Genomic DNA, 24,316 nt, shown 5'->3' on the forward strand with positions numbered 1-24,316 from the left:
CCTTTACAGTCTTCCAACTTTGCTCTCCCTCGGGAGGGTACGGATTGGCGGATTGTTGAAAGGTATAATGACCTGAATACATAGGGTTATTAAGCGAACCCGGGGAACTGAAACATCTCAGTACCCGGAGGAAAGGACATCAACCGAGACTCCCGTAGTAGTGGCGAGCGAACCGGGACCAGGCCAGTGCTCTTGTGAAATAAAGGCGAACGATCTGGAAAGATCGGCCATAGCGGGTGACAGCCCCGTAGCCGTCAAACAGCAAGAGACTCGAGTAGGGCGGGACACGTGAAATCCTGTCTGAACATGGGGGGACCACCCTCCAAGCCTAAGTACTCCTCTGCGACCGATAGTGAACAAGTACCGTGAGGGAAAGGTGAAAAGCACCCCGACAAGGGGAGTGAAACAGATCCTGAAATCGGAAGCCTACAAGCAGTCGGAGCCCCCATGCGGGGTGACGGCGTACCTTTTGTATAATGGGTCAGCGACTTCATGTGTCGAGCAAGCTTAAGCCGTTAGGTGTAGGCGTAGCGAAAGCGAGTCTGAATAGGGCGATAAGTTCGACGTATGACGACCCGAAACCAGGTGATCTATCCATGAGCAGGATGAAGGTAAGGTAACACTTACTGGAGGTCCGAACCCGTGAATGTTGAAAAATTCTGGGATGACTTGTGGATAGGGGTGAAAGGCCAATCAAACCTGGACATAGCTGGTTCTCCGCGAAATCTATTTAGGTAGAGCGTCCGACGAACTCCTTGGGGGGTAGAGCACTGGATGGATGCGGGCTGCGCGAGCGGTACCAATTCTAACCAAACTCCGAATACCCAAGAGAGCTATCGGGCAGACACACGGCGGGTGCTAACGTCCGTCGTGAAAAGGGAAACAACCCTAACCATCATCTAAGGCCCCCAAGTAACGGCTAAGTGGGAAACGATGTGGGATTGCTTTGACAATCAGGAGGTTGGCTTAGAAGCAGCCATCCTTTAAAGAAAGCGTAACAGCTCACTGATCAAGCGATCCTGCGCGGAAAATGTAACGGGGCTAAAGCCGTTCGCCGAAGGTATGGGTTTGCAGTTTACTGCAAGCGGTAGCGGAGCGTTCCGTAAGCCTGTGAAGGTCAACCGTGAGGTTGGCTGGAGGTATCGGAAGTGAGAATGCTGACATGAGTAACGATAAACAGTGTGAGAAACACTGTCGCCGAAAGACCAAGGGTTCCTGCGTAAAGCTAATCTGCGCAGGGTTAGTCGGCCCCTAAGGCGAGGCTGAAAAGCGTAGTCGATGGGAAGCAGGTAAATATTCCTGCACCAGCTGGAAGTGACGGATGGCGTAAGTTGTCAGGGCTTATTGGATTGTCCTGGCAGCGAAGCTGTCCCTGGAAATAACTCCAGCAGAGACCGTACCCGAAACCGACACAGGTGGTCAGGTAGAGCATACCAAGGCGCTTGAGAGAACTGTGCTGAAGGAACTCGGCAAATTGCACGCGTAACTTCGGAATAAGCGTGACTCACTCTGGGCAACCAGAAATGAGTGGCACAAGCCAGGGGGTAGCGACTGTTTAGCAAAAACACAGGGCTCTGCGAAGCAGCAATGCGACGTATAGGGTCTGACGCCTGCCCGGTGCCTGAAGGTTAAAGGGAGGAGTGAAAGCTCCGAACTGAAGCCCAGGTAAACGGCGGCCGTAACTATAACGGTCCTAAGGTAGCGAAATTCCTTGTCGGGTAAGTTCCGACCTGCACGAATGGCGTAACGACTTCCCCACTGTCTCCAGCACAGGCTCAGTGAAATTGAATTCCCCGTGAAGATGCGGGGTTCCCGCGGTCAGACGGAAAGACCCTATGAACCTTTACTATAGCTTCGCCTTGGCGTTAGCGACCGTATGTGTAGGATAGGTGGGAGGCTATGAAACCGGGGCGCCAGCTCTGGTGGAGCCATCCTTGAAATACCACCCTTACTGTCGTTGACGTCTAACCGAGATCCGTTATCCGGGTCCGGGACATGGCGTGGTGGGTAGTTTGACTGGGGCGGTCGCCTCCCAAAGTGTAACGGAGGCGCGCGATGGTGAGCTCAGAGCGGTCGGAAATCGCTCGTCGAGTGCAATGGCATAAGCTCGCCTGACTGCGAGACTGACAAGTCGAGCAGAGACGAAAGTCGGCCATAGTGATCCGGTGGTCCCGCGTGGAAGGGCCATCGCTCAACGGATAAAAGGTACTCTAGGGATAACAGGCTGATTTTGCCCAAGAGTCCATATCGACGGCAAAGTTTGGCACCTCGATGTCGGCTCATCACATCCTGGGGCTGGAGCAGGTCCCAAGGGTATGGCTGTTCGCCATTTAAAGTGGTACGTGAGCTGGGTTCAGAACGTCGTGAGACAGTTTGGTCCCTATCTGCCGTGGGTGTTCGAAGCTTGAGAGGATCTGTCCCTAGTACGAGAGGACCGGGATGGACATACCTCTGGTGGACCTGTCGTGGCGCCAGCCGCGCAGCAGGGTAGCTATGTATGGAATAGATAACCGCTGAAAGCATCTAAGCGGGAAACTAACCTCAAAACAAGGCTTCGCTGAGGATCGTGGAAGACTACCACGTTGATAGGCCAGGTGTGGAAGTGCGGCGACGCATGAAGCTTACTGGTACTAATAATCCGATCGGCTTGATCGTTTCTCAGCAAAACTCATTCGGTTTTACTTGCCGATAATAATCGCGACGATGTCTTCTCATTTAATCCCCTATCTGCCTGGTTGACCCGGTGGCTATGTCGGAGGTTCCCCACCCGATCCCATTCCGAACTCGGTCGTTAAGCCCTCCAGAGCCGATGGTACTTCGTCTTAAGGCGCGGGAGAGTAGGTCGCTGCCGGGTCTACCAGTCAGATAGGGATTAAAACGATGTCGCCTGAAGCCGCTTGTGCCTCGGGGACATGTCTCGAACCTTCTTCCTTCACATCTTCCCTTTCCATCTTCGACGCGGGATGGAGCAGCCCGGTAGCTCGTCAGGCTCATAACCTGAAGGTCGCAGGTTCAAATCCTGCTCCCGCACCCAAGTTTTACAGCGCCGTCCGGTCCCCCGGGCGGCGTTTCTGCGTATGGGGCCTGTTTGCCGGTCCTCCCGGATCAGGTCCGGGAGGCGAGGTGGCGGGCCATGCCGATGGCGGCCAGGAAGTAGTGGACCGACGCCCAGGCGTAGAACAGGAAGGTGACGATCAGGCCGCCCCGTGTTCCGTCGGTCAGGGCCGTTCGACACGCCGTCACCAGACCCACATCCGATCCTTCGGGCGCTACGCCGCCGGGGCAGGCCGTAGCAAAACCGGCCGCATCCGACACCCGACCGCCCAGCCACCCGCCGATCAGGCTCCAGACCCCGCCGAGGTCCGCGTGGCTGAAGCGCACACCGGCCAGCTGGTCGATGACCCAGCCGGTAAAGGGCGGCCCGCCGCCCAGCGCGATCAGATTGAGGAACAGGAACAGCACGGCCGTGGCCGTGGCCCGCCGTCGCACGTCGACCGAGTTCTGCACCACACCGAACGTCGGGCCCAGATAGGTGTACTGGAACAGGCCCGGCAGCAGCAGCAGGGCAGCCGCCACCTGCCAGTTCGCCTGGGTATAGGCCAGGATGTAGAGCGGTGTGCAGAGCGCAAGGCCGATGGCCGGGGTCAGGGCGTACCAGGCGGCATTTCGCCGGGCCAGCCGATCGGCCAGAAACCCGCCGGCCAGGGTGCCGATGCTGGCCCCCACCCCGCCGATCAGGCCGATGATCAGGCCGACGGTCGTCAGATCCAGCCCGAAGGCGGCCACGAAATACTGCGGCGCGAACTGGCCCGACCCGTAGAGGCCGAAGGAGACCAGGGTAATGCCCAGCGCCATGTGCAGCACCGGCCATTTGCCGAACAAGGCCCGGACGACCGAACCGATCTCGCGCGCCTCATGGCCGATCGACCAGGGGGCCGGGGGAACAGGGGCCTCGACCGGCAGGCCGGCCGCCAGCGCCATTTCCTGATCGGCGTGACCGCGCGGGGGCTCGCGCACCAGCAGTTTGAAGGCGACGGCCAGCAGGATGCCGGGCAGGCCGACGACGACAAAGGCCCAGCGCCAACCCAGAGTCTGGGCCAGCCAGCCGCCTGCGGCCGCTCCGAACATCATGCCCAGCGGTACGCCCAGTCCGTAGATGGCCAGCGCCGAGGCGCGACGGTGCGGCGGGAAATAGTCGCTGATCAGGCTGTGGGCGGGCGGCGAACACCCGGCCTCGCCCACACCCACGCCGAACCGGCAGAGCGCCAGGGTGAGGAAGCTGCCGGCCATGCCGCACAGGGCGGTGAAGGCCGACCAGACCACCAGCGATACCGTCAGGATGTTCACCCGGCTGTGGCGCTCGGCCAGGCGCGCGATCGGTATGCCCAGCAAGGTGTACAGCAGGGCGAAATACAGGCCGCCCAGCATGCCGATCTGGGTCGAGGTCAGGCCCAGCTCAACGCGGATGGCCGGGCCCAGGATCGACAGAATGGTCCGGTCGATGAAGTTGAAAATATAGGCCAGCAGCAACAGCCCCAGGACCAGCGCCCTGTACTGCGAGGAGTGGAGCGGGCGGGCCAGGGGCGGCTGGGTCATGACAGATCCTTACGAGGCCAGTATGTCGGCCAGCGCCCGTCGCAGCGCCTCGGAGACCGGCCGGACCAGCGCCCCCGTCACGCAGCGCAGGTCGTCATTGCGGCTGTGGTGGAATTTGTGATTGCCGAAGAAGCCGGCGGCGCTGGGGTAGCCGGCCCTGAGGATGTTGGTCAGTTCGCCGGCCGAGTTCTCGACCGTGGCGGGATAGACGGCCTCGAGTCCCGGCTGGCCAGCATAGGCGCGGGCGAAACTGTCGGCGACGTCCGGGCTGGCCAGCAGGTAGCGCTGGGCGTCCGGGCCGGGCAGGGGGCGTAGCTCGCGTCCATAGCTGTGCCAATCCCGCGCCGCCAGATTGGCCCCGACATGCACCCACAGCCGGGTACGCTCGGGCTTCGGCGCGAGCGCCTCGAGATAGTGCTCGCCGCCCAGGTTCTCGTATTCGTGGCCACTGATCGCCACAAGTTCCACGTCGAACGGATCGTGGCGTCGGACCAGCCAGTGCGCCGCCGCCAGCCAGACGGCGATGCCGGACCCCCGCTCGGCGGCACAGGTGAACCAGCCCGACCGCGGCGTCGACAGCACCACGGCCTTGTCCGCGCCCCGCGACAGTCGCGCGGACAGGTTGAAGGCCGGGCGTTGTCCGGCCGTGCCCGACAGAACCAGACGCCCGGTCCGCCCCTCGGCGGCCGCGTCGAGGAAGGGCTCCGAGTCGTTCGGGGCCAGCACGGCGATGGGACCCGCCCCCGGAGGCAGCCGCGCCGGGGCATTGAGCGCCAGCGCATCGCCGGTCGGCCCCGTGGTGATCAGTACCGCGCCGATCGCCCCCCGGCCCCAGACATCGTTCAGCCGGGTCTGGATCAGTCCGTCGAGCGCGCTCGACCAGCGTCGCGAGGGCAGCACGATCAGCGCGATCCGGCCGTCCAGCCGCCCGCTGCCCCACGACAGGGCGAGCGGCGCGCTCAGCCCCTCGGGCCCGGTCGGCGTCACAGGGGCCTGCGGAATGACCGCCGCAGTGTGCCCCTCGATGGTCAGGGTGGTTTGATCGGCATCGAAGAAGGGCGAGACGAACGCATGCCGGTGGCACTGAAAGCCCAGCCGGGTCAGCTCATCCTCCAGCCAGGCGCCCGTGGCCATGTCACCCGGCCCGCCGGTCGCCTTGTCACCAAAGGCGGCATAGCGCTCCAGAATCGTTTGATGCCAGGCGTCGTCCAGAAGGACTTCTCCGGCTGTGGCGAAGGGCGCCAGCCCCGCCGTGCCGGCCCCCAGCAGCAGTCCCCTGCGCGACGGCCTCACCGGCCCCGCTCCCGCGTTTGGGTACGCTCCTGCAGTCCGGAATTGGACATGAAGGCCTCCCTCCCTTTTGGGCCGATGGCGTCCGGCCCCGATCCTCCCGGCGCCATTTGGTTCGGCGCTCTGTTGGGCGAAGAGGGGCACGTCGCGCTGCCTGTGTCAAATTTCACTCACGTGAGCGTGAACCAAAATATTTCCTGTTTCGGTGAATAGGGGAGGGATCGTGTTGAAATGCCTCAATGTCCGGGAAGTCCGGGCGAAATCGCCCGTCCGGGTGAACAGTGAAAACATTCACGCACGTGATAGCGAATGTTGACAGGGGCTGATCCTCGTGTCCCTCTCTGGTCAAGCGCTGGCGTTCATGACCGGCGTAGGGAGGGATTTCTATGAAAGCGACACTTCTCGCGTCGGCCTGTGCCGCCGCCACCCTTGCCGTCCTCACCCCGGGCCTCGCCCAGGCGCAGGAGCAGGACCCCGAGACCAACCGCACCCAGGACCGGGCGACGACGCTGGAGGAGGTGGTGGTCACCGCGACCCGCCGGACCGAGCGCGCCCAGGACGTGCCGATCAGCGTCACCACCCTGTCGCAGGAAGACCTGAACGAGCGCGGCATCGTCAATTACGACGGCCTCGCCATCGCCACGCCCGGCGTGACGCTCAACCGGGCCTCGGCCAATTTCAACAACTTCTCCGCACGGGGCGTGGCCACCAACGGCTATGGCGCCAACCTGCAGAGCACCGTCGCCATCTATCTGGACGAGCTGCCGATCTCGTCGAACGGCAACTCCACCATTCTCGACCCCAGCCTCTATGACGTGGAGCGGATCGAATTCCTGCGCGGGCCGCAGGGCACCCTGTTCGGCTCCGGCTCGCTGGCCGGCGCCCTGCGCATCCTGACCCACGATCCGGATGCCAGCGGCTTTGATGCCTCGTTCCTGATGGACATCGGCAAGATGAACGAGAGCCACGGACTGCGTCAGCGCTACAACGCCATGATCAATGTGCCCCTGATCGAGGACGAACTGGCCATCCGCGTGGTGGGCTTCTCGCGGAACGAAGAGGGCTGGGTCGACAACGTCGGCACCGGCATCGAGGACTCTAACACCCTGATCCAATACGGCGGTCGCGCCATCCTGCAGTGGGAGCCGACCGACCGTTTCGTCGCCCGGTTTCTGGTCTCGAACGAGGTGTCCAACCCTCATGACTCGTCCCTGACCAATCCCAACCGGGGCAAGTTCGTCCGGCTCACCGATCGCCCGGACCGCTTCCAGAGCGACATGACCAACTACAATGCGACCTTCGAATACCAGTTCGACGGCGCGCGCCTGACCAGTTCGACGACCTTCTCGGACTACACAGGCCTGTTCTACGTCGACCTGGCCGGCAGCTATAACCAGGCCTTCCCGTTCGCCCTCGACGCCGATGCCTGGGACGAGACCTTCGTCCAGGAGACCCGGCTGGTTTCAGATCCCGGCGGCGCCTTCGACTGGTCGGTGGGCACCTTCTACTTCCGCAAGCGTCGGGACGTGGACTATGGCTACCGGTCCAACCAGGAATTCCTCGACGACTATCTGCTCTCCGGTCTGCCGGACGAGTATTACCAGCGGTTCGCCTCGCATTTCATCAGCCATGAAATCGCGGCCTTCGGTCAGCTGACCTACCGCTTCAACCCGGACCTGTGGGCGACGGCGGGCATCCGCTACGGCAAGACCGACGCCCAGGCCTTCACCGAGGAGGGCGGCTACAACTCCAACTATCTGACCGTCGCCTACAACTATGCGGCCTATGCGGCCTATTATTTCGGCACCCTGAACGCCAGCAGCATCCCGCTGACCGTCACCGGTCCCTATGCGGCGGCTGAAGGGGTCAAGGTTGAGGAAGAAGGGCCGTCCTACCGGTTCAGCCTGTCCTGGCGTCCGACGCCGTCGATCACCACCTATGCCTCCTATTCGACCGGCTTCCGTCCGCCGATCGTCAACGCCCGGGCCGGTGCGGTCAGCACCATCGACCCCACCGACATCGTCATCCCGTACGGTGCCACCTCGGACGAGCTGATCAACTATGAGATCGGCGTGAAGGGCAGATGGTTCAACAACCGCCTGTTCGCGGATGCGGCCGTCTACTGGATCGACTGGAACGACATCCAGGTCCAGGCCAACCGCGTGTCCGATTCGATCCAGTTCGCAACCAACATCGGCGGCGCCACCAGCAAGGGGCTCGAGGTTGCCCTGGTCGCCCTGCCGGCCCAGGGCTGGACGGTTGCCGTGAACGGCTCGTGGAACAAGACCGAGGTCGATGACCTGACGGCCTCCGAAGCGGCCATCTCCGGAGCTGTGCTCGGGGCGCCTCTGGCCGGACCCGAGTTTTCGGGCTCGGTGCGCATCAACTACGAATGGTTCCCGACCTCGAACGTGACGGGCAATGCCTCACTGGCGATCTCGCATGTGGGCGGCTATCCGAACGCCTTCCCCAATACGCCCGGCAAGCCGAACATCCCGCTGCCGACCTATGACGAGGTGGACAGCTATACCTTCGTCAACGGGACCCTGGCCTTCGCCTTCGACAACTATGTGGTCGGGGCCTATGTCGAAAACCTGTTCGACGATCAGTCGGTCAACTATGTGCACCCTGAAGCCTTCATCGACGGGCGCTACGGTCGGGTCCGGCCGCGCACCGTCGGGATCCGCCTCAGCTATGAGTACTGATCGATGACGGCATCGTCTCCTGTCGCCCCGGACGCGCGCCCTGCGCGTCCGGGTGCCCGGGCCTGGATCGCCCTCGCCATCCTGTGCTTCGTCTATGTTCTGAACTTCCTGGACCGGCAGCTGCTGTCGATCCTGGCCAAGCCGATCCAGGACGACATGGGTCTGGTGGACAGCCAGCTAGGCCTGCTGGGCGGGCTCTATTTTGCGGCCTTCTACTGCATTCTGGCGATCCCGGTCGGCTGGTTGGCCGACCGGACCAATCGCGTCCGGGTGCTGGCCATCGCCTGCGCCCTGTGGAGTGCGGCGACCGCCGCCTGTGGCCTGTCCACCAACTTCGGTCAGCTGGCGGTTTCGCGCATGGCGGTGGGTGTGGGTGAGGCCGGCGGCGTGCCGCCCTCCTATGCCATCATCTCCGACTATTTCCCCTCGGGCACCCGCGGCATGGCGCTCGCCCTGTTCAACCTTGGGCCGCCGATCGGCTCGGCGCTGGGCGTGGCCTTCGGGGCCTCCATCGCCGCCAACTATTCCTGGCGCGACGCCTTCATCTGGGTCGGTGTGGCCGGTGTCGTGACGGCCCTGGTCGTCTGGTTCGGCATTCGCGAGCCCAAGAAGGGCGGGCTGGACGTGGCCCCCGCCGCCGAGCCTGTCGCCGAGCCGGTTCCGACCGCGGAAGCCGTTGCGGCGCCGCGGGCCGGCTTTGTCGCGACGCTCAATATGTTCTTCGCCAATTCGACCCTGCGCGGCATCTCGCTGGCCTGCGGCGCGACCCAGTTCGTCACCTATGCCCTGCTGGGCTTCGCTGTCCTGTTCCTGATGCGCGAGAAGGGCATGACGCTGGAACAGGTCGCGCTCTGGTACGCCCTGGTCGTCGGCATCTGCGTCAGTCTCGGCATGCTGATCTCGGGGCGTCTGATCGACATGTTCGCCAAGCGCTCCAAGACGGCCTACGCGTGGATCCCTGCCATCGGCCTGATCATCGCCGTGCCCTTCTACGCGGGCTTTGTCTGGGCTCCGACCTGGCAAATGTCGCTGGCCTTCCTGACCGTGCCGATGGCGCTGAACTATTTCTACCTGTCGCCGTCGATCACCCTGGTCCAGGAGACGGTTCGCCCGGATCAGCGCGTCATGTCGGGCGCCCTGCTGCTGCTGGTCATGAACCTGATCGGCCTGGGTCTCGGGCCGACCTATCTGGGCTTCGCCAGTGACTTCTTCGGCGCCAATGGCTTCCCGGACAATTCCCTGCAGATCGCCCTCTACACCCTGATCGCCTTCTATGTGCTGGCGATCGCGATGTTCCTCGGCATGGTCGGCAAGATCCGTCGTCAAACGGCACAGGAGGCCGCACGATGATCCGCGCACTCACAAGCCTGGTCGTGGCGCTGGCGCTCACCGCCTGCGCCACGACCCCGGCGGGCGCCCAGACGCCGCCGGTCGTCGACGCCCCTGCGGGCCCCGTCCGGGGCGTGTCCGCGGATGGCCTGAACATCTTCAAGGGCATTCCCTATGCGGCCCCGCCCACGGGCTGGCGTCGCTGGCGTCCTCCGGCCGAGATGCGGCGCTGGCGCGAGACTCGCGACGCCACCCAATTTGGCGCCGCCTGCCACCAGCCGGTCGCGCGCGGCGAGAGCATCTATGCGGGCGAAGCCCCGACGATGAGCGAGGACTGCCTGTTCCTCAACATCTGGGCGCCCGAGGACGCCAAAGATGCGCCGGTGTTCGTCTGGATCCACGGCGGATCGCTGGTCACCGGTGCCGGCAGCGAGCCGGCCTATGACGGTGCCCGTATGGCGGCCCGGGGCGTGGTGGTGGTGACGATCAACTATCGCCTCGGCGTGCTGGGCTATCTGGCCCACCCCGAGCTGAGCGCCGAGTCGCGCCAGAAGGTCTCGGGCAACTACGGCCTGCAGGACCAGATCGCCGCCCTGAAATGGGTGCAGGACAACATCGGGGCCTTCGGCGGGGACGCCGACAATGTCACCGTGGCCGGCGAGTCGGCGGGCGCGCTCAGCGTCATGTATCTGATGGCCTCGCCCGAAGCCGAGGGCCTGTTCGACAAGGCCATCGCCCAGAGCGCCTATATGCTCTCCATGCCCGAACTGCGCTCGCGCACCCACGGCGACGTGCCGGCCGAGGGGCTCGGCTGGTGGCTGCAGGGACAGCTGGGGCAGACCAATCTGGCGGGACTGCGGGCCATGGACGCCCAGGCGCTGACGGTCGCCGCCCGTGACGCGGGCTATGCGCCCTTCGGCAATATCGACGGGGTCTATCTGCCGGCCCAGCTGGCCGAGGTGTTCGAACAGGGCAAGCAGGCGCCCGTACCGTTGCTGGCCGGCTTCAACCAGGGGGAAATCCGCACCCTGCGCTTCCTCGTGCCGCCGGCCCCGGCCGACGCCGCTGCCTATGAGAAGGAAATCCGGGATCGCTACGGCGAACTGGCCGACACCTTCCTGTCCTTCTATCCGTCCGACGACATGGCCGAGAGCATGCTCGCCACCCCGCGCGATGCCCTCTACGGCTGGACCGCCGAGCGGCTGATGCGGACCCAGACGGCGCTGGGCCAGAACGCCTATATGTACTTCTTCGACCACGGCTATCCGGCCGCTGACGACGCCGGCCTGCATGCCTTCCACGCGGCCGAGATCCCCTTCGTCTTTGGCAATCGCGACCGGACGCCTCCGCGCTGGCCGGCCATTCCGGACACGCCGGTCCAGAACGCCATGTCGGACGCCATGATGTCCTACTGGCTCAGCTTCGCCCGCACCGGCCAGCCCGTGGCAGAGGGCCAGCCCGACTGGCCTGCCTATGGCCGCACCGCCAGCTATATGCATTTCGAGGAGACCCCGGTGGTGCGCCAGCGCCTGATGCCGGGCATGTTCGAGCTGCACGAGACGGTGGTCTGTCGCCGTCGCGCCGCCGGCGGGATTCCGTGGAACTGGAACTTCGGCGTCATCTCGCCGCCGCTGCCGCCTGCCGCCCCCGGCTGCCCATGATCGACGGGGATATGCAGGACTATGCCCTGACGCTGGACAAATTCCTCGACCATGCGGCCCGCTGGAGCCCGGACGGTCAGGTCGTCACCGCGGTGGGCGAGGGACGGGTCGAGCGCATCGGCTATGCCGCGCTGCGCGACCGCAGCCGCCGCGTGTCGGCCGCCCTCGCGGGGCTGGGCATTGGCAAGGGCGACCGCGTGGCGACCCTCGCCTGGAACAGCCAGGCCCATGTCGAGGCCTGGTATGCCGTGATGGGCATGGGGGCGGTGTGCCATACGCTCAACCCTCGCCTGACCGAGGCCCAGCTGGTCGCCATGCTGACCCAGTCGGAAGCCCGGCTGCTGATCGCCAGCGCCGACCTGGAGCCGGTCGCCCGACGCATCGTCAGCCGTGCGCCCAGGCTGGAGCGTCTGCTGGTGATCGACGGCGCCGGGCCGGGGGCTGACCATCTCGAGTCGCTGATCGAGGGCGAAACCGGCGACGGCGTCGTCTGGGGTGACTTCCCCGAAACCCAGCCGTCCGGTCTATGCTTCACCTCGGGCACCACCGGCGCGCCCAAGGGCGTCAGCTACACCCACCGCTCCAGCTATCTGCACACCCTGCGCCTTCTGCAGGCCGACGTCATGGGCATCACCGCCGCCGACAGCGTGCTGGCCGCCGTGCCCATGTTCCATGCCAATGCCTGGGGCCTGCCGTTCGCGGCGCCGGCCGCGGGCGCGCGTCTGGTCCTGCCTGGCCGCTGGCTGGACGGCGCCAGCCTCGCACGGCTGATCAACGACGAGGGCGCCACCCTGGCCGTCGGTATCGCCACCGTCTGGCTGGGTCTGGTCGAGCACCTCGATGCCAACGGGGGCGAAACCCCCACCCTCCAGCGTGTGATCGTGGGCGGTGCCCCCATGGCCCCGGCCCTGATGGAGCGCATCGAGCAGCGTCTGGGCGTCGCCGTCCAGACCAGCTGGGGCATGACCGAACTGTCGCCTCTGGGCACCTGCGCGCCGCCGGTGGACCCGCACCGCTCGGCCCAGCTGTCCGGCCGCCCGGCGATCGGGGTCGACCTGCTGATCACCGATGCCGAAGGCCGCGCCCTGCCTGAACAGCGCGAGGCCGAGGGGCATCTGCATGTCCGCGGCGGCGCCGTCATCGACCGCTATTTCGGCCAGTCGGAAAAGGCGACAAGCGACGACGGCTGGTTCCCGACCGGTGACCTTGCCCGCATCGACCGCGCGGGCAATCTGGTCATCACGGGCCGCGCCAAGGACCTGATCAAGTCCGGCGGGGAATGGATCAATCCGGCCGAGATCGAAGCCGTCATCAACGAACACCCGTCGGTCTCGCTGGCCGCCGTCATCGGGCGCACCGATTCCAAATGGGGCGAGCGCCCCGTGCTGGTCATCCAGCCGCGCGAGGCCGCCGACGTCAGCGACACCGAACTGCTCGAGACCTTGCGCGGCAGGGTCGCGCCGTGGTGGATTCCCGATACGGTCATCCGCGTCGACCAGATGGCCTTGGCCGCGACCGGCAAGATCGACAAGATGCGACTGAGAGTTGACTATGGCGATTGCTGAACCGAGGCCCAAAATCAAAGCTTCCCGCCAGACCGCTGACTCGCCCACGCCTGCGCCCAAGCGCCGCCGCCGGACCAAGGTCGAGCAGCGCGCGGACAAGATGGAGCAGATCCTCGACGCCGCCGAATATCTGTTCTCGGTGCACGGCCTGTACGGCGTCACCCTCAAGGATGTGGCCCAGCGGGTGGGCGTCCACCACACGCTGCTGAACTACTATTTCACCGACAAGAAGAAGCTGTTCGACGCCGTCATCGCCCGTCGGGCCGAGGTGACCAGCACCCTGCGGATGCGCGCGCTCGACGACTATGATGCCGCGACCAGGGGCAAGCCGACGGTCGAGGGCGCCCTGCGCGCCTTCCTCGACACCGACCTCGACCTCTATGGCCAGGGCGGCGAGAATTGGAAGAACTACGGCGCCCTGGGCGCCCAGGTGTCCAACACCCCCTACGGCGCCGAGCTGATGGACTACCACTTCGACCCGGTGGTCCTGCGCCTGATCGAGATCCTCAAGAAGGCCCTGCCGGGCTGCGCCGAGGAAGATATCTTCTGGGGCTACCACTTCGTGACCGGCGCCCTGATGCTCAGCCTGGCCCGCACGGGCCGGATCAACCGCCTGTCCGGCGGCCTGTGCGACGGCGAGGATTTCGAGGCCATCAAGGCCCGCATGGCCAGTTTCATGGCCGCCGGCTTCCTGTCGATCTGCAAGCCGAAGACCGACTCGGATCCGGCCTAGGTCCATCCATTTTTTCAGTAAGGGGGAGTACAGCCCATGAGGCTCGACGGACGAATCGCGATTGTCACCGGCGCAGGCGGAGGGCTGGGGCGTCAGCACGCCCTGTTCCTGGCCCGTCAGGGTGCCCGCGTGGTGGTCAATGACATGAATGGCGAGGCGGCCGATGCCGTGGCCGCCGAGATCAAGGCTGCGGGCGGCGAAGCCTTCGGCGTGGCGGCCTCGGTCACCGATGAGGCGGCGGTCCAGGCCATGGTCGACCGGACCCTGTCGGAATGGGGCCGCGTCGACATCCTGATCAACAACGCCGGCATTCTGCGCGACAAGAGCTTCGCCAAGATGGAGATGGATGCCTTCCGTCTGGTGCTGGACGTCCACCTCGTCGGCGCCGCCATCTGCTGCAAGGCGGTCTGGGCGGCCATGCGCGAGCAGGGTTTCGGCCGCATCGTCATGACCACCTCGTCCTCGGGCCTGTACGGCAATTTCGGCCAGGCCAACTATGGCGCGGCCAAGATGGGTCTGGTCGGCCTGATGCAGACCCTCGCCATCGAGGGCGACAAATACGACATCCGGGTCAACTGCCTGGCGCCCACGGCGGCCACCGGCATGACCGAAGGCGTGCTGTCCGACACCGCCCTGCAACAGCTGGATGCGGCGCTGGTCAGCCCCGCCCTGCTGCCGCTGGTCGTCGACGACGCCCCCACCCGCGCCATCATCTGCGCGGGCGCCGGCCATTTCGCCCGGGCCTATGTCACCCTGACCCCCGGCCAGTTCATCGGCGGCGGCCCCGAGGCCGGCGAGCGCCTGCTGGCGGCCTGGGACCAGGTGTGCGACGACCGCGAGGCCCTGGTCCCCGCCTATGGCTTCATGCAGGCCGAGCGCGAGGTCGCCAGCGCCGAGCGCCATGCCCTGGCGGACGCGACGACATGACCGCCCTCAGCCGCCGCGGGGCCTTGATCGGAGCGGGTGGTCTGATGGCCGCCTGCGCCACGCGGGGGATGGCCATGGCGTCACCGGACCTGACGGCGATCGTCGACCGGGCCATGGCCGACCGGGCCTCCTCGGTGCTGATCGCCCGGGGTGACGCGGTTCTGGCCGAGCGCTATGCGGCCGACTGGCCCGCTGACCGCCCGCGCGAAGTCGCCTCGGTCGGCAAGAGCATGATCGCCGTCCTGTTCGGCATGGCGCTGGATGACGGCTTTATCGACGGCCTCGATCAGTCCGCAGCCGACTTCGTCCCGGCCTGGCGAGACGATGCCCGCGCGGGCATCACCCTCCATCATCTGCTCAGCATGACCTCGGGGCTGGACGATACGGGCCTCGCCCTCCGCGGCGTGACCGGCGACCAGTTCGCGATCAACGGCGCCGCGCCGCTGGCCCATCCGCCGGGCACCCAATGGGCCTACAATACGGCGGCCTATCACCTGCTGTTCCACATCCTGATGCGCGCGACCGGCGAGACCATCGAGTCCTATGCGGGCCGCAGACTGCTTGGGCCGCTGGGCATGACGGACACGGTCTGGATCACCAGCGAGGGGCAGGGCGAAGGCGGCCCGGTCACCAACTACTACTCGGCCGCTTCGACCGCGCGCGATCTCTGGACCTTCGGCCGGATGGTCATGCAGGGCGGCGAGTGGCAGGGTGGCCGGCTGGTGTCCGCCGACTATGTGGCGCGCATGGTCAGCGCCTCCCAGCCGATCAACCGGTCCTACGGCCTGCTCTGGTGGGTGAATGCGGAGGAGGGGCTGGACGTCTTCGGCCGCCCGGGTGGCCGTCGCTTCCCGACGTCCCCGCACGATACCTATGCCGCGCTCGGCGCCGGGGGGCAGGTGATCCTGGTCGTGCCGTCGCGCGATCTGATCGTCGTGCGCCAGGGCGACCCGCCCGCCTCGACCGACTTTGCCGATCGCCTGATCGCCGACACGGTGGCCGCCCTCGGCTGAAGGTCTGCCACGCCCGATATGACGCGGGCAACCCGAACGCCCTCCGATGCGCTATAGTGAAGCTGTAGCAGGGAGGGTCGATGTCATGATCATGCGGATGAAGCGCACCGCGGGCCTGTGGGCGGCCGTCAGCAGTCTGGCGCTTGTCGCGGCCTGCTCGCCCGACCGCCGCGACCCGCCTGAACCGGTCGAGGCGCCGTCGCCCGGCGAGGGTGCCGTCACGGGCGTCTCGATCGCCTACGACTGCGAGAGCGGCAAGAGCCTCTCGGTCATCTACGCCAAGGATCGCACCGCCGCCCTGACCTATGAGGGCGAATCCTACCGCCTGCGTCCGGTCAGTTCGGGCAGCGGCGCCCGCTATGCCGGGCCCGGTCTGGAGTGGTGGTCGGCAAACCGCGACGGCCGCGAGGAAGGCCGCCTCAGCCGCCTCGATGCCGAAGGTCGTCCCCAGGGCATCGAGCTGGAGCGTTGCGTACGCAAGGGCCAGCCCCTGACCCCTGCCAGCAATCCCCAGTCCATGGCCAAGGCCCCGGCCTGTGCCGGACCGCAACTGGCCCTCGAGATCGAACAGTCCGATGCCGGGGCCGGCAATCGCGGCATGATCCTGTCGCTGCGCAATGCCGGGACCGAGACGTGCAGCATCACGGGCTATCCCGGCGTGACCCTGATGAATGAGGAGGGGCGCCCTGTTGTCAGCGTGCGCGCCGATCCCTGGATGCAGGGCGATCCGGCCGAGCCGCCGCACCCGGTCGAACTGGCTGCGGGAGGCAAGGCGTATTTCGACATCGGCTGGAATGTCGTGCCCCACGAGAGCGAGGGCGAGACGCGCTGCCCGGTCACCGAAGGTCTCCGGGTCACGGCGCCCGGCGATACGGCGCCCCTGACGCAGCAGACCGAGATGACCGTCTGCGGTGGTCGCATCAAGGTGGGTCAGGTCCGGGCCACCGAAAACCCGACGCCCGCCAACTGATGCCGAAGGTGTGAGGGCGGGCGGGGCTTTATGCCGCCGTCAAAACCGTCTAGCGGAGCGCCCATGACCGCTTTCCACGACCGCATCGCCGCCGAACTGGCCGACATCGACGCCCAGGGCCTGACCAAGCCCGAACGGATCATCGCCTCGCGACAGGGGCCGGTGATTGAGGTCGCCGGCCGCAAGGTGCTGAACTTCTGCGCCAACAACTATCTCGGTCTGGCGGGCGACGAGCGCGTCGTCCAGGCGGGCATCAAGGCCCAGGAACGCTGGGGCGCGGGCACCGCCTCTGTGCGCTTCATCTGCGGCACGCTGGAGATCCACAAGGAGCTGGAGCGCGCCATCGCCGACTACCTCGGCTTTGAGGACACCATCCTGTTCGCGGCCGCCTTTGATGCCAACGGCGGCATCTTCGAGCCGCTGTTCGAGGCCGAGGATGCGATCGTGTCCGACAGCCTGAACCACGCATCAATCATTGACGGCGTGCGACTCTGCAAGGCGAAGCGATACCGCTTCGCCAACTCCGACATGGCTGACCTCGAGACCCAGCTGAAGCAGGCCCGGGCCGACGGCGCGCGCGACATCATCATCGCCACCGACGGCGCCTTCTCGATGGACGGCTATGTCGCCAAGCTGGCCGAGATCCGCGCCCTGGCCGACAAGTACGACGCCCTGATCATGGTCGACGACTGCCACGCCACCGGCTTCATGGGCCCGCAGGGACGCGGCTCCTATGCCCACTGCGGGGTCAAGGTCGACTTCGTCACCGGCACCTTCGGCAAGGCGCTGGGCGGGGCCATGGGCGGCTTCATCTGTGCGACCGCTCCGGTGGTGGCCCTGCTGAAGCAGCGCGCCCGGCCGTATCTGTTCTCGAACGCCCTCAGCCCCGCCGTCTGCGGCTCCTCGCTCGAGGCCATCCGCATCGCCGCCGGCGAGGAGGGCGACGCCCTGCGCAAGCAGCTGTTCGCCAATGCCGCCCGCTATCGCACGGCCATGACCGAGGCCGGGTTCGACCTGCTGCCCGGCGAGCATCCGATCATTCCGGTGATGCTGGGCGACGCGCGCCTCGCCCAGGACATGGCCGCCCGCATGCTGGAGCTGGGCGTCTATGTCATCGGCTTCAGCTTTCCCGTGGTGCCGCGTGGACAGGCCCGCATTCGGACGCAGATGTCCGCCGCCCACACCTTCGACCAGATCGATCAGGTCGTTGAAGCGTTCAAGACGGCCGGCAAGGAACTGGGAGTGATCAAATGACCGACACCATGAAGGCGCTTGCCAAGACCCGCGCCGCCGAAGGGCTCGAGTTGATCGACGCCCCGATCCCCGAGGCCGGTCCCGAGGATGTGCTGATCAAGGTCCACAAGACCGCCGTCTGCGGCACCGACATCCACATCTGGAACTGGGACGAGTGGTCGCAAAAGAATGTGCCCGTGCCCATGATCACCGGCCACGAGTTCTCGGGCGAGATCGTCTCGGTCGGCAAGGACGTGGATCGCCCGCTCAAGGTCGGCCAGCGCGTCTCGGCCGAGGGCCATGTCATCGACCTGAACTCCGAAGCGGCCCGCGCCGGCCATTTCCACCTCGATCCGGCCACGCGCGGCATCGGCGTGAACCGCCAGGGCGCCTTTGCCGAATATGTCGTGGCCCCGGCCTTCAATGTGATCGAGCTGCCCGATGATGTCCCCTATGAGATCGGCTCGATCCTCGACCCGTTCGGCAATGCCGTCCACACGGCGCAGCAGTTCGACCTGCTGGGCGAGGATGTGCTGGTCACCGGCGCCGGCCCGATCGGCATCATGGCCGCCGCCGTCGCCCGCCACGCCGGCGCGCGCACGGTGGTCCTGACCGATATCAATGACTTCCGACTCGATCTTGCGCAAAAGGTTGCGCCGGGCGTGCGCACCGTCAACACGCTCAAGGAAGACCTGCACGACGTCATCCCCGAGCTGGGCATGAAGGTCGGCTTCGACGTCGCCCTCGAAATGTCGGGCAGCCCGGTGGCCTTCAAACAGTGCGTCGACACCCTGATCATGGGCGGCGGCCTGGCGCTGCTGGGCATTCCGTCCAAGCCGATGGAGACCGACTGGGGCGCCATCATCCTCAAGGCCCTGACCATCAAGGGCGTCTACGGCCGCGAGATGTTCACCACCTGGCGCAAGATGCTGGGGCTGCTGAAGGCCGGACTGGACCTTCAGCCGCTCATCACCCACCAGCTGGCCTACGACCAGTACCGCGACGGCTTCGAGGTCATGAAGTCGGGCAAGTCGGGCAAGGTCGTTCTGGACTGGTCGAAAGCCGCCTGATCAGGCGGCCACCAGCCGGTCGCCCGTCGCGCGGAACACCACGGCGGCAAAGGCGACCATGCCCAGCACCACCAGGGTCGGGCCGGCGATCATCATCGGCGGCACGACGGCCATCAGCGACGGCACGCCCAGCAGCTGGATGGTCAGGCCGATCATCATGACGGGCAAGCCAAGGATGGCCAGGGCGGCATGGACTTTCGGCAGCCAACCTGCCGCCGCCTCGGGGGCGGTGCGGTAGAACAGGCCGTACAGGAACATCGACACCCAGCCGAGCAGGTTGATGTGGGCATGGACAGGGGCCAGCGTGAACTCGTGCGTGGCGCCCATGACGTAGCCGAGACCGACGCCCAGCAGGGCAAAGGCGACGGCCAGACGCAGGAACAGGTTGGACAGTTTCATTTTCAGGTATCCCTCCGACAGGAGAGGTCCGTAAACCGCCGTTCCGCGATTTGCTCAAGTGAATAGGCGGTCAGCTTTGTGGCTCTATTGGGCCAGCATCCGGATCAGCTTCGGTTCAAAGGACTTGGCCTCCGGTCCGGGCAGGGCCTCGGCCAGGCTGCCGTCCTCGAACGCTTCCAGCACCGCCGGGTGAATATAGGACGACCGGCACACCGTCGGCGTATTGCCCAGCAGGCCCGACACCGTGCGGCAACAGGCCGTCAGCTTGCGCTTCGCATCGGTTGCCGAGGTCGCAGGCTCGGTCTCGCGCAGCACCCGCGCCGCCGACAGGGTCGCCGCCCAGGTGCGGAAATCCTTGGCCGAAAAGTCCTCGCCCATGGCCTCGCGGATATAGGCGTTGACCGCATCCGAGGTGACGGTCGACAGGTCCCCCTCCGGATCGCGGTACTGGAACACCGGCTGGCCGGGCAGTTCGCGCAGGGTGCGGATCACGCGCGCCAGCCGCCGGTCGCGCACCGACACCTCGTGGCTCTGGCCGCTCTTGCCGCGAAAGGCAAAGGTCAGGGAGGCGCCGTCCACCTCCAGATGCCGCTTGTTCAGCGTGGTCAGGCCGTAGGACCGGTTCTGCTTCGCATAGCGGGCATTGCCGATCCGGATCAGCGTCAGCTCCAGCAGTCGCACGACCGTGGCCAGCACCTTGTCGCGGCACGGCCCCCGCTTGTTCAGATCGGCCTCTACCCGGTCGTGCAGCCGGGGCAGGGCGCGCGCAAAGGCCGGCAGCCGGTCGAATTTCGACTCCGACGCATGGCTGCTCCAGTCGGCGTGATAGCGGTACTGCTTCCGCCCCTTGGCATCCCGCCCGATGGCCTGGATATGGCCGTTGGCGCGCGGGCAGATCCATACGTCGGTCCAGGCTGGCGGAATGGCCAGGGCATTGATGCGCGCTCTGACCTTCGGGTCACGGATGACAGCGCCCTTGCGATCCAGATAGGCAAAGCCCTTGCCCGCGCGCCTGCGCGAAAAACCGGCATGGTCGTCGCTGCACCAGGTCAGCCCCGGCGGCAGGTCTGCTTCGGTATCGCTGAGGAGGGAGGCCGTCATTGCGGCGCGTCGCGGGTCATGGCGGATCGGCAACGCGGCCGTCCGCCCCCCGGTTCCTCCGGCAGAGTTCTAGGCGGCGCCGCCCTCGAAGACCCGCCGGGCCGCCCGGGCAAAGTCATCAGCCGTCGTAAAGCCCATGCTGTCCGGGCGCGTGTCGGAGCATACGCCCCGGACCAACACACCGCTGACCGATCCGGCAACCGTAGGCTCCAGCCACTGGCCCGGTTCCGTATGGACTTCTGTGGGCTGGGGCTGGCCGAACCGATGCGTCGTCGAGGTCATGACCCGCCGCCGGAAGTTCGTGCAGTCGAGCTGTTCCCGGGTCACCAGATAATCCCAGGTCCGCCCGCTCGGCAGGGTCTGGGTTTCGGCCGCCACGACCACTACGTCCACCGTGCGAAGGGTCCCGCTGCGGGTCACACTGTCAGCGTCATACCCCTGGGCCGAACCGCCGCCGTGGGCCGCATACACCCAGTCCTGCGCCTGTGCTGCCCCGGCGAGCGCCCAGGCGGTGATCGCAACTGCCAGCCACTTCATGGTCGATCCTCGGAATACAGCTGTCCCGGCTCGACCGGGCTTCCATCGGAATTCAGCATTCCCGTCGCGCCCCTGCAATGCCATAGCGTCCCCCAATCAGCTTTGATCAGGATCACGCCCCGCTCCATGAACTACCGTCACAGCTTTCACGCCGGAAACTTCGCCGATCTGGTCAAGCACGCCCTGCTGCTGTGGCTGGTCGAGCGGATGCAGGCGCGGGGGCCGTTGACCGTCATCGACACCCACGCCGGGGCCGGCCTCTATGACCTGACCGGTGATGCCGTCCGCTCGCGCGAGGCCGAGGCAGGCGTCGCCCGGCTGATGGCCAGCGAGACCCTGCCCCCCGCGATCAAAGCTCTGGCGCAGGAGGTCACGGCCCTCAACCCTGACGGCGGCGTGCGCTTCTATCCCGGCTCGCCCCTGCTGGTCGCCCGGCGCCTGCGCGAGGGGGACGCCTATGTCGGCTTCGAGATGAACCCGCCGGTGGTCGAGCTGCTCAACCAGGCGCTCGCCGATCACCCCCGGGCGACGGGTCAGGCGGCCGACGGCTATGAGGCCCTGGCCGGAGCGACCGCCAGCGTGCGCGGTCCGCTGGTGCTGATCGACCCGCCGTTTGAACAGGCCGACGATTATCAACGCGCAGCTGATGCGGCCGCCGCTGTGGCCCGGCGCGACCCGACCGCGACCGTCGCCATCTGGACGCCGCTCAAGGACATGGAGACCTTCGACGGCTTCCTGCGCCGCCTGTCGGCCGGCAAGCCCGGCCCCGTCCTGGTGGCCGAGGCTCGCCTGCGGCCCCTGACCAATCCGATGAAGATGAACGGCTGCACCCTCGTCATGCTCAACCCGCCCGAAGGGGCCGAGGCGGTGGCGCAGGAAGTCTGCGGCTGGGTTGCGAAGACCCTGGGCGACACCGGCGCCCGCGCCGAGGTCTGGTGGGCCTCCCCATAGAATCGCCGATGCCGTCCGCTTACAGGCAGCAAGTCAGTGACCGCTCTCGACCCATTGCGGACCTCTTGATGAAGCGCGAGGGTAGAGCATGATCGTCCGCCGCCTTGCTGTTATTTTGCTGTTGCCGGTCATTGCGAGTTGCGCCCCGGAGCCCCGGGACCAGATCGAGCTTGAGGTTTCTCAGATTGTCGAGCCGGGAATGCCAACCGAGGACGCGCTGACGGTGATCCGTGATGCCGGGTTCGCGTGTCGTCCGGGAGAAGCCTTGCAGTCCACCGCTTGCGCCCGGGAGAGATGGCATTCGGTCGTAGGGCGTTGCTTGCAGCGGGTGATCCTGGTCGATGAGCGAGGCACGATCCGCCGCATCGAAGTTCCGCCACCCGCCTGCAAGTGACGTTTCCCGTTGGAGGTCCGCTTTCCGGCCTCAGGCGACAGTCTGGTCTCGTCCCATTGCGGACGTTAGCTGGAGCGTTTCAGCCGACTGGCAAGCTCGAAAGCTTCACTGAGCAACTGCCCTAATCGATCGTTCTCCTCAACCAACGGAACGCCGTTGCGATGAAGCGATAGGTCGTTGATGGACCCCATTCCACCGTAGAGCTGAAGAAAGCGCTCAACGCCATAACCGTCGGATCGTTCGACTATATCGGCGCACCGAGAGACCTGATTTGCCCAACGAGCCGCACCTCCGCCACGCACGACGTCCTCAATCTCCCGCATCAACGCAGCGAGGTGCGCCACCTCGGGGTGAAGGTCAGCCGACTTTCGCCGCAACCATCGGAACATTGCACCCCCCATCCCAGACAGTGACTGTAGATGTAGCGATGTCCGCTTTCCACCCTTGGCGGACAGTCCGCCAGTCCGCTTTTCGGGGCATCGCGCGCTACTTACGAGTACACGGGCTCAGCCGAACGTCTCGCCCGGCTCGTACAGATTGGGCTCGAATGTGGCGATGCCCATGATCGGGCTCATGGCCTCCACGATGGCCGGGTGGCGCGTCATGGCCTTCCAGTCCTCGCGGCTGGCCCACACGCCATGCACCGCGCAGACCTTGCCGTTCAGGCCGCGATGCAAGGTCGCCGAAACGAAGCCGTCCAGCCCGCGCTGGCGCCCGACCATCATGGTCAGGGCGTCCATCAGGGCATCCTGACGCGCAGGGTCGCACTTGTAGACATTGATCAGGACGACAGTGTCGGAATCGGCGTCGGACATGGCCGTCCCATAGACCATCCCCCTTACCAAGTCGTGCCCGCCGGTCCATATCGGCCCCATGACCGAGCCTCGAAAGCCCTGCATCGCCATCCTCGAGACCGGCGCGCCGCCCTCGGATCTGGCACCCGCTCATGGCCGCTATCCGCAGATGTTCCGGCGCCTGCTGGGCGAGGAATTCGAGACGCGCGGCGTGGATGTGCGCCACAGCCCGCCGCCGGACCCCGAGGCGTTCGACGGCGTGATCATCACCGGCTCGCCCGCGGGCGTCTATGACGGCGAACCCTGGATCGGTCGCCTGCTGGACTGGATCGCATCGGCGAAGGGCCGGACCCGCATGGTCGGCATCTGCTTCGGCCATCAGGCCATGGCCCAGGCCCTGGGCGGCCGGGTCGAAAAGTCGGATCGCGGCTGGGGCGTCGGCCTGCATCGCTATGATGTCCAGGCGACCGAGCCGTGGATGCAACCGCCCCTGTCGACCATCGCCATCCCCGTCTCGCATCAGGATCAGGTGGTCGAAAGACCGGCCGGGGCCCGCGTGATCCTGTCCAGCGACTTCACCCCCTTCGCCGGCCTCGCCTGGGACGACGACGCCATCTCCATGCAGTGTCACCCGGAATTCACCCCGGCCTTTGCGGCCGCCCTGGCCGAGGGGCGCCGGGACCGCATCGGCGCCGACCGCGTCGATCCCGCGCTGGATACCCTCAAGGGTGACAACGACCGCGATGCCGTCGGCCGTTGGATCCGCACCTTCCTGAAGGGGTAGGAACTCGTCAGGTGCGCGCCGCGAAAAATCGGCTAGCGTCAGGTCTCAATCCGGAGACCTGCCATGACCCTGACCCTGAAAGCCCGTGACCTTCTGCTCGCCGCCCTTCTGATCGGCATGGGCGTGCTGATCGGCCTCGCCTTCAACGCCGCCCCCACCCGTGCGCAGTCCGTCGCGACCGGCAGCTATGTCACCAACAATGGCTCGGTCTACTACTGCCAGGAACGCGCCTGTTACCGCGTCTTCTTCAACAGCTGAGGCGCG

At 65.9% G+C, this 24,316-nt stretch carries 21 protein-coding genes, 1 tRNA gene and 2 rRNA genes (1 of these 24 only partly in view); 17 read left to right on the forward strand and 7 right to left on the reverse strand.

Translation table 11 applies throughout. From position 1 onward, the window contains the following. The 3 genes from LC068_RS12600 to LC068_RS12610 form a co-directional block, all read left to right on the forward strand. Positions 1–2,655, forward strand: a 23S ribosomal RNA gene (locus tag LC068_RS12600) (it extends 130 nt beyond the left edge of the window). Positions 2,656–2,739: 84 nt separating this feature from the next. Beyond that, positions 2,740–2,854, forward strand: a 5S ribosomal RNA gene (gene rrf / locus LC068_RS12605). Positions 2,855–2,957: 103 nt separating this feature from the next. After that, positions 2,958–3,034 (forward strand) — tRNA-Met (locus tag LC068_RS12610). Between the two features lie 71 nt (positions 3,035–3,105). Here LC068_RS12610 and LC068_RS12615 read toward each other — a convergent pair. After that, on the reverse strand, positions 3,106–4,596 hold the full coding sequence (locus LC068_RS12615; protein ID WP_226637716.1) for a spinster family MFS transporter: 1,491 nt from the start codon (positions 4,594–4,596) through the stop codon (positions 3,106–3,108). A 9-nt stretch (positions 4,597–4,605) separates the two neighbouring features. Then, positions 4,606–5,889, reverse strand: coding sequence for a hypothetical protein (locus LC068_RS12620; RefSeq protein ID WP_226637718.1), 1,284 nt, complete (start codon positions 5,887–5,889; stop codon positions 4,606–4,608). Positions 5,890–6,272: 383 nt separating this feature from the next. Here LC068_RS12620 and LC068_RS12625 point away from each other — a divergent pair, with 383 nt between their 5' ends. The 10 genes from LC068_RS12625 (at position 6,273) to tdh (ending at position 19,092) form a co-directional block, all read left to right on the forward strand. Beyond that, a complete protein-coding gene (locus LC068_RS12625; RefSeq protein ID WP_226637720.1) occupies positions 6,273–8,591 on the forward strand; it encodes a TonB-dependent receptor in 2,319 nt (772 codons plus the stop codon). Between the two features lie 3 nt (positions 8,592–8,594). After that, positions 8,595–9,941: a spinster family MFS transporter gene (locus LC068_RS12630; RefSeq protein WP_226637722.1), complete on the forward strand. Its 1,347-nt coding sequence runs from the start codon at positions 8,595–8,597 to the stop codon at positions 9,939–9,941. Then, positions 9,938–11,581 (forward strand): carboxylesterase/lipase family protein, encoded by a 1,644-nt coding sequence (locus LC068_RS12635; protein ID WP_226637723.1) that lies wholly within the window; start codon positions 9,938–9,940, stop codon positions 11,579–11,581. The genes LC068_RS12630 and LC068_RS12635 overlap by 4 nt, the downstream gene beginning before the upstream one ends. Beyond that, positions 11,518–13,146 carry an AMP-binding protein gene (locus LC068_RS12640; protein ID WP_319002519.1) on the forward strand — a complete coding sequence of 543 codons (1,629 nt, stop codon included), beginning with the start codon at positions 11,518–11,520 and terminating at the stop codon, positions 13,144–13,146. The genes LC068_RS12635 and LC068_RS12640 overlap by 64 nt, the downstream gene beginning before the upstream one ends. A gap of 100 nt (positions 13,147–13,246) precedes the next feature. Beyond that, positions 13,247–13,879 (forward strand): TetR/AcrR family transcriptional regulator, encoded by a 633-nt coding sequence (locus tag LC068_RS12645; RefSeq protein WP_226637774.1) that lies wholly within the window; start codon positions 13,247–13,249, stop codon positions 13,877–13,879. Between the two features lie 36 nt (positions 13,880–13,915). Beyond that, on the forward strand, positions 13,916–14,806 hold the full coding sequence (locus tag LC068_RS12650) for an SDR family NAD(P)-dependent oxidoreductase (RefSeq protein WP_226637725.1): 891 nt from the start codon (positions 13,916–13,918) through the stop codon (positions 14,804–14,806). Beyond that, positions 14,803–15,819, forward strand: coding sequence for a serine hydrolase domain-containing protein (locus tag LC068_RS12655; RefSeq protein WP_226637728.1), 1,017 nt, complete (start codon positions 14,803–14,805; stop codon positions 15,817–15,819). Before LC068_RS12650 ends, LC068_RS12655 begins: the two co-directional genes overlap by 4 nt. A gap of 97 nt (positions 15,820–15,916) precedes the next feature. Beyond that, on the forward strand, positions 15,917–16,789 hold the full coding sequence (locus LC068_RS12660; RefSeq protein ID WP_226637730.1) for a DUF4232 domain-containing protein: 873 nt from the start codon (positions 15,917–15,919) through the stop codon (positions 16,787–16,789). 63 nt (positions 16,790–16,852) lie between these two features. Next, positions 16,853–18,043 (forward strand): glycine C-acetyltransferase, encoded by a 1,191-nt coding sequence (locus LC068_RS12665; RefSeq protein ID WP_226637732.1) that lies wholly within the window; start codon positions 16,853–16,855, stop codon positions 18,041–18,043. Further along, positions 18,040–19,092: an L-threonine 3-dehydrogenase gene (tdh, locus tag LC068_RS12670; protein WP_209119900.1), complete on the forward strand. Its 1,053-nt coding sequence runs from the start codon at positions 18,040–18,042 to the stop codon at positions 19,090–19,092. The genes LC068_RS12665 and tdh overlap by 4 nt, the downstream gene beginning before the upstream one ends. Here tdh and LC068_RS12675 read toward each other — a convergent pair whose 3' ends face one another. The 3 genes from LC068_RS12675 to LC068_RS12685 form a co-directional block, all read right to left on the reverse strand. Continuing rightward, the gene (locus LC068_RS12675; protein ID WP_226637734.1) at positions 19,093–19,491 is read right to left on the reverse strand and encodes a hypothetical protein; all 399 of its coding nucleotides are present in this window, start codon (positions 19,489–19,491) and stop codon (positions 19,093–19,095) included. Between the two features lie 84 nt (positions 19,492–19,575). Then, entirely contained in the window at positions 19,576–20,592 is a 1,017-nt protein-coding gene (locus tag LC068_RS12680) for a DNA topoisomerase IB (RefSeq protein ID WP_226637736.1), read from the reverse strand. Positions 20,593–20,661: 69 nt separating this feature from the next. Next, positions 20,662–21,129 carry a surface-adhesin E family protein gene (locus LC068_RS12685; RefSeq protein ID WP_226637738.1) on the reverse strand — a complete coding sequence of 156 codons (468 nt, stop codon included), beginning with the start codon at positions 21,127–21,129 and terminating at the stop codon, positions 20,662–20,664. Between the two features lie 126 nt (positions 21,130–21,255). On the opposite strand from LC068_RS12685, the gene rlmJ reads away from it, so the two are divergent. Continuing rightward, positions 21,256–22,080, forward strand: a complete 825-nt coding sequence (rlmJ, locus tag LC068_RS12690) for a 23S rRNA (adenine(2030)-N(6))-methyltransferase RlmJ (RefSeq protein ID WP_226637740.1) — start codon at positions 21,256–21,258, stop codon at positions 22,078–22,080. A gap of 88 nt (positions 22,081–22,168) precedes the next feature. Beyond that, positions 22,169–22,474, forward strand: coding sequence for a hypothetical protein (locus tag LC068_RS12695; RefSeq protein ID WP_226637742.1), 306 nt, complete (start codon positions 22,169–22,171; stop codon positions 22,472–22,474). Positions 22,475–22,539: 65 nt separating this feature from the next. Here LC068_RS12695 and LC068_RS13920 read toward each other — a convergent pair whose 3' ends face one another. Continuing rightward, positions 22,540–22,875, reverse strand: coding sequence for a DUF6966 domain-containing protein (locus tag LC068_RS13920; protein WP_404825218.1), 336 nt, complete (start codon positions 22,873–22,875; stop codon positions 22,540–22,542). 105 nt (positions 22,876–22,980) lie between these two features. After that, entirely contained in the window at positions 22,981–23,289 is a 309-nt protein-coding gene (locus LC068_RS12700; RefSeq protein WP_226637744.1) for an antibiotic biosynthesis monooxygenase family protein, read from the reverse strand. A 58-nt stretch (positions 23,290–23,347) separates the two neighbouring features. Here LC068_RS12700 and LC068_RS12705 point away from each other — a divergent pair, with 58 nt between their 5' ends. After that, positions 23,348–24,052, forward strand: a complete 705-nt coding sequence (locus LC068_RS12705) for a type 1 glutamine amidotransferase (protein WP_226637746.1) — start codon at positions 23,348–23,350, stop codon at positions 24,050–24,052. A gap of 63 nt (positions 24,053–24,115) precedes the next feature. Next, positions 24,116–24,310: a hypothetical protein gene (locus LC068_RS12710; RefSeq protein WP_226637749.1), complete on the forward strand. Its 195-nt coding sequence runs from the start codon at positions 24,116–24,118 to the stop codon at positions 24,308–24,310. Positions 24,311–24,316: the final 6 nt, after the last annotated feature.

Source organism: Brevundimonas poindexterae (genome assembly GCF_020524625.1).
GTDB lineage: Bacteria > Pseudomonadota > Alphaproteobacteria > Caulobacterales > Caulobacteraceae > Brevundimonas > Brevundimonas poindexterae_A.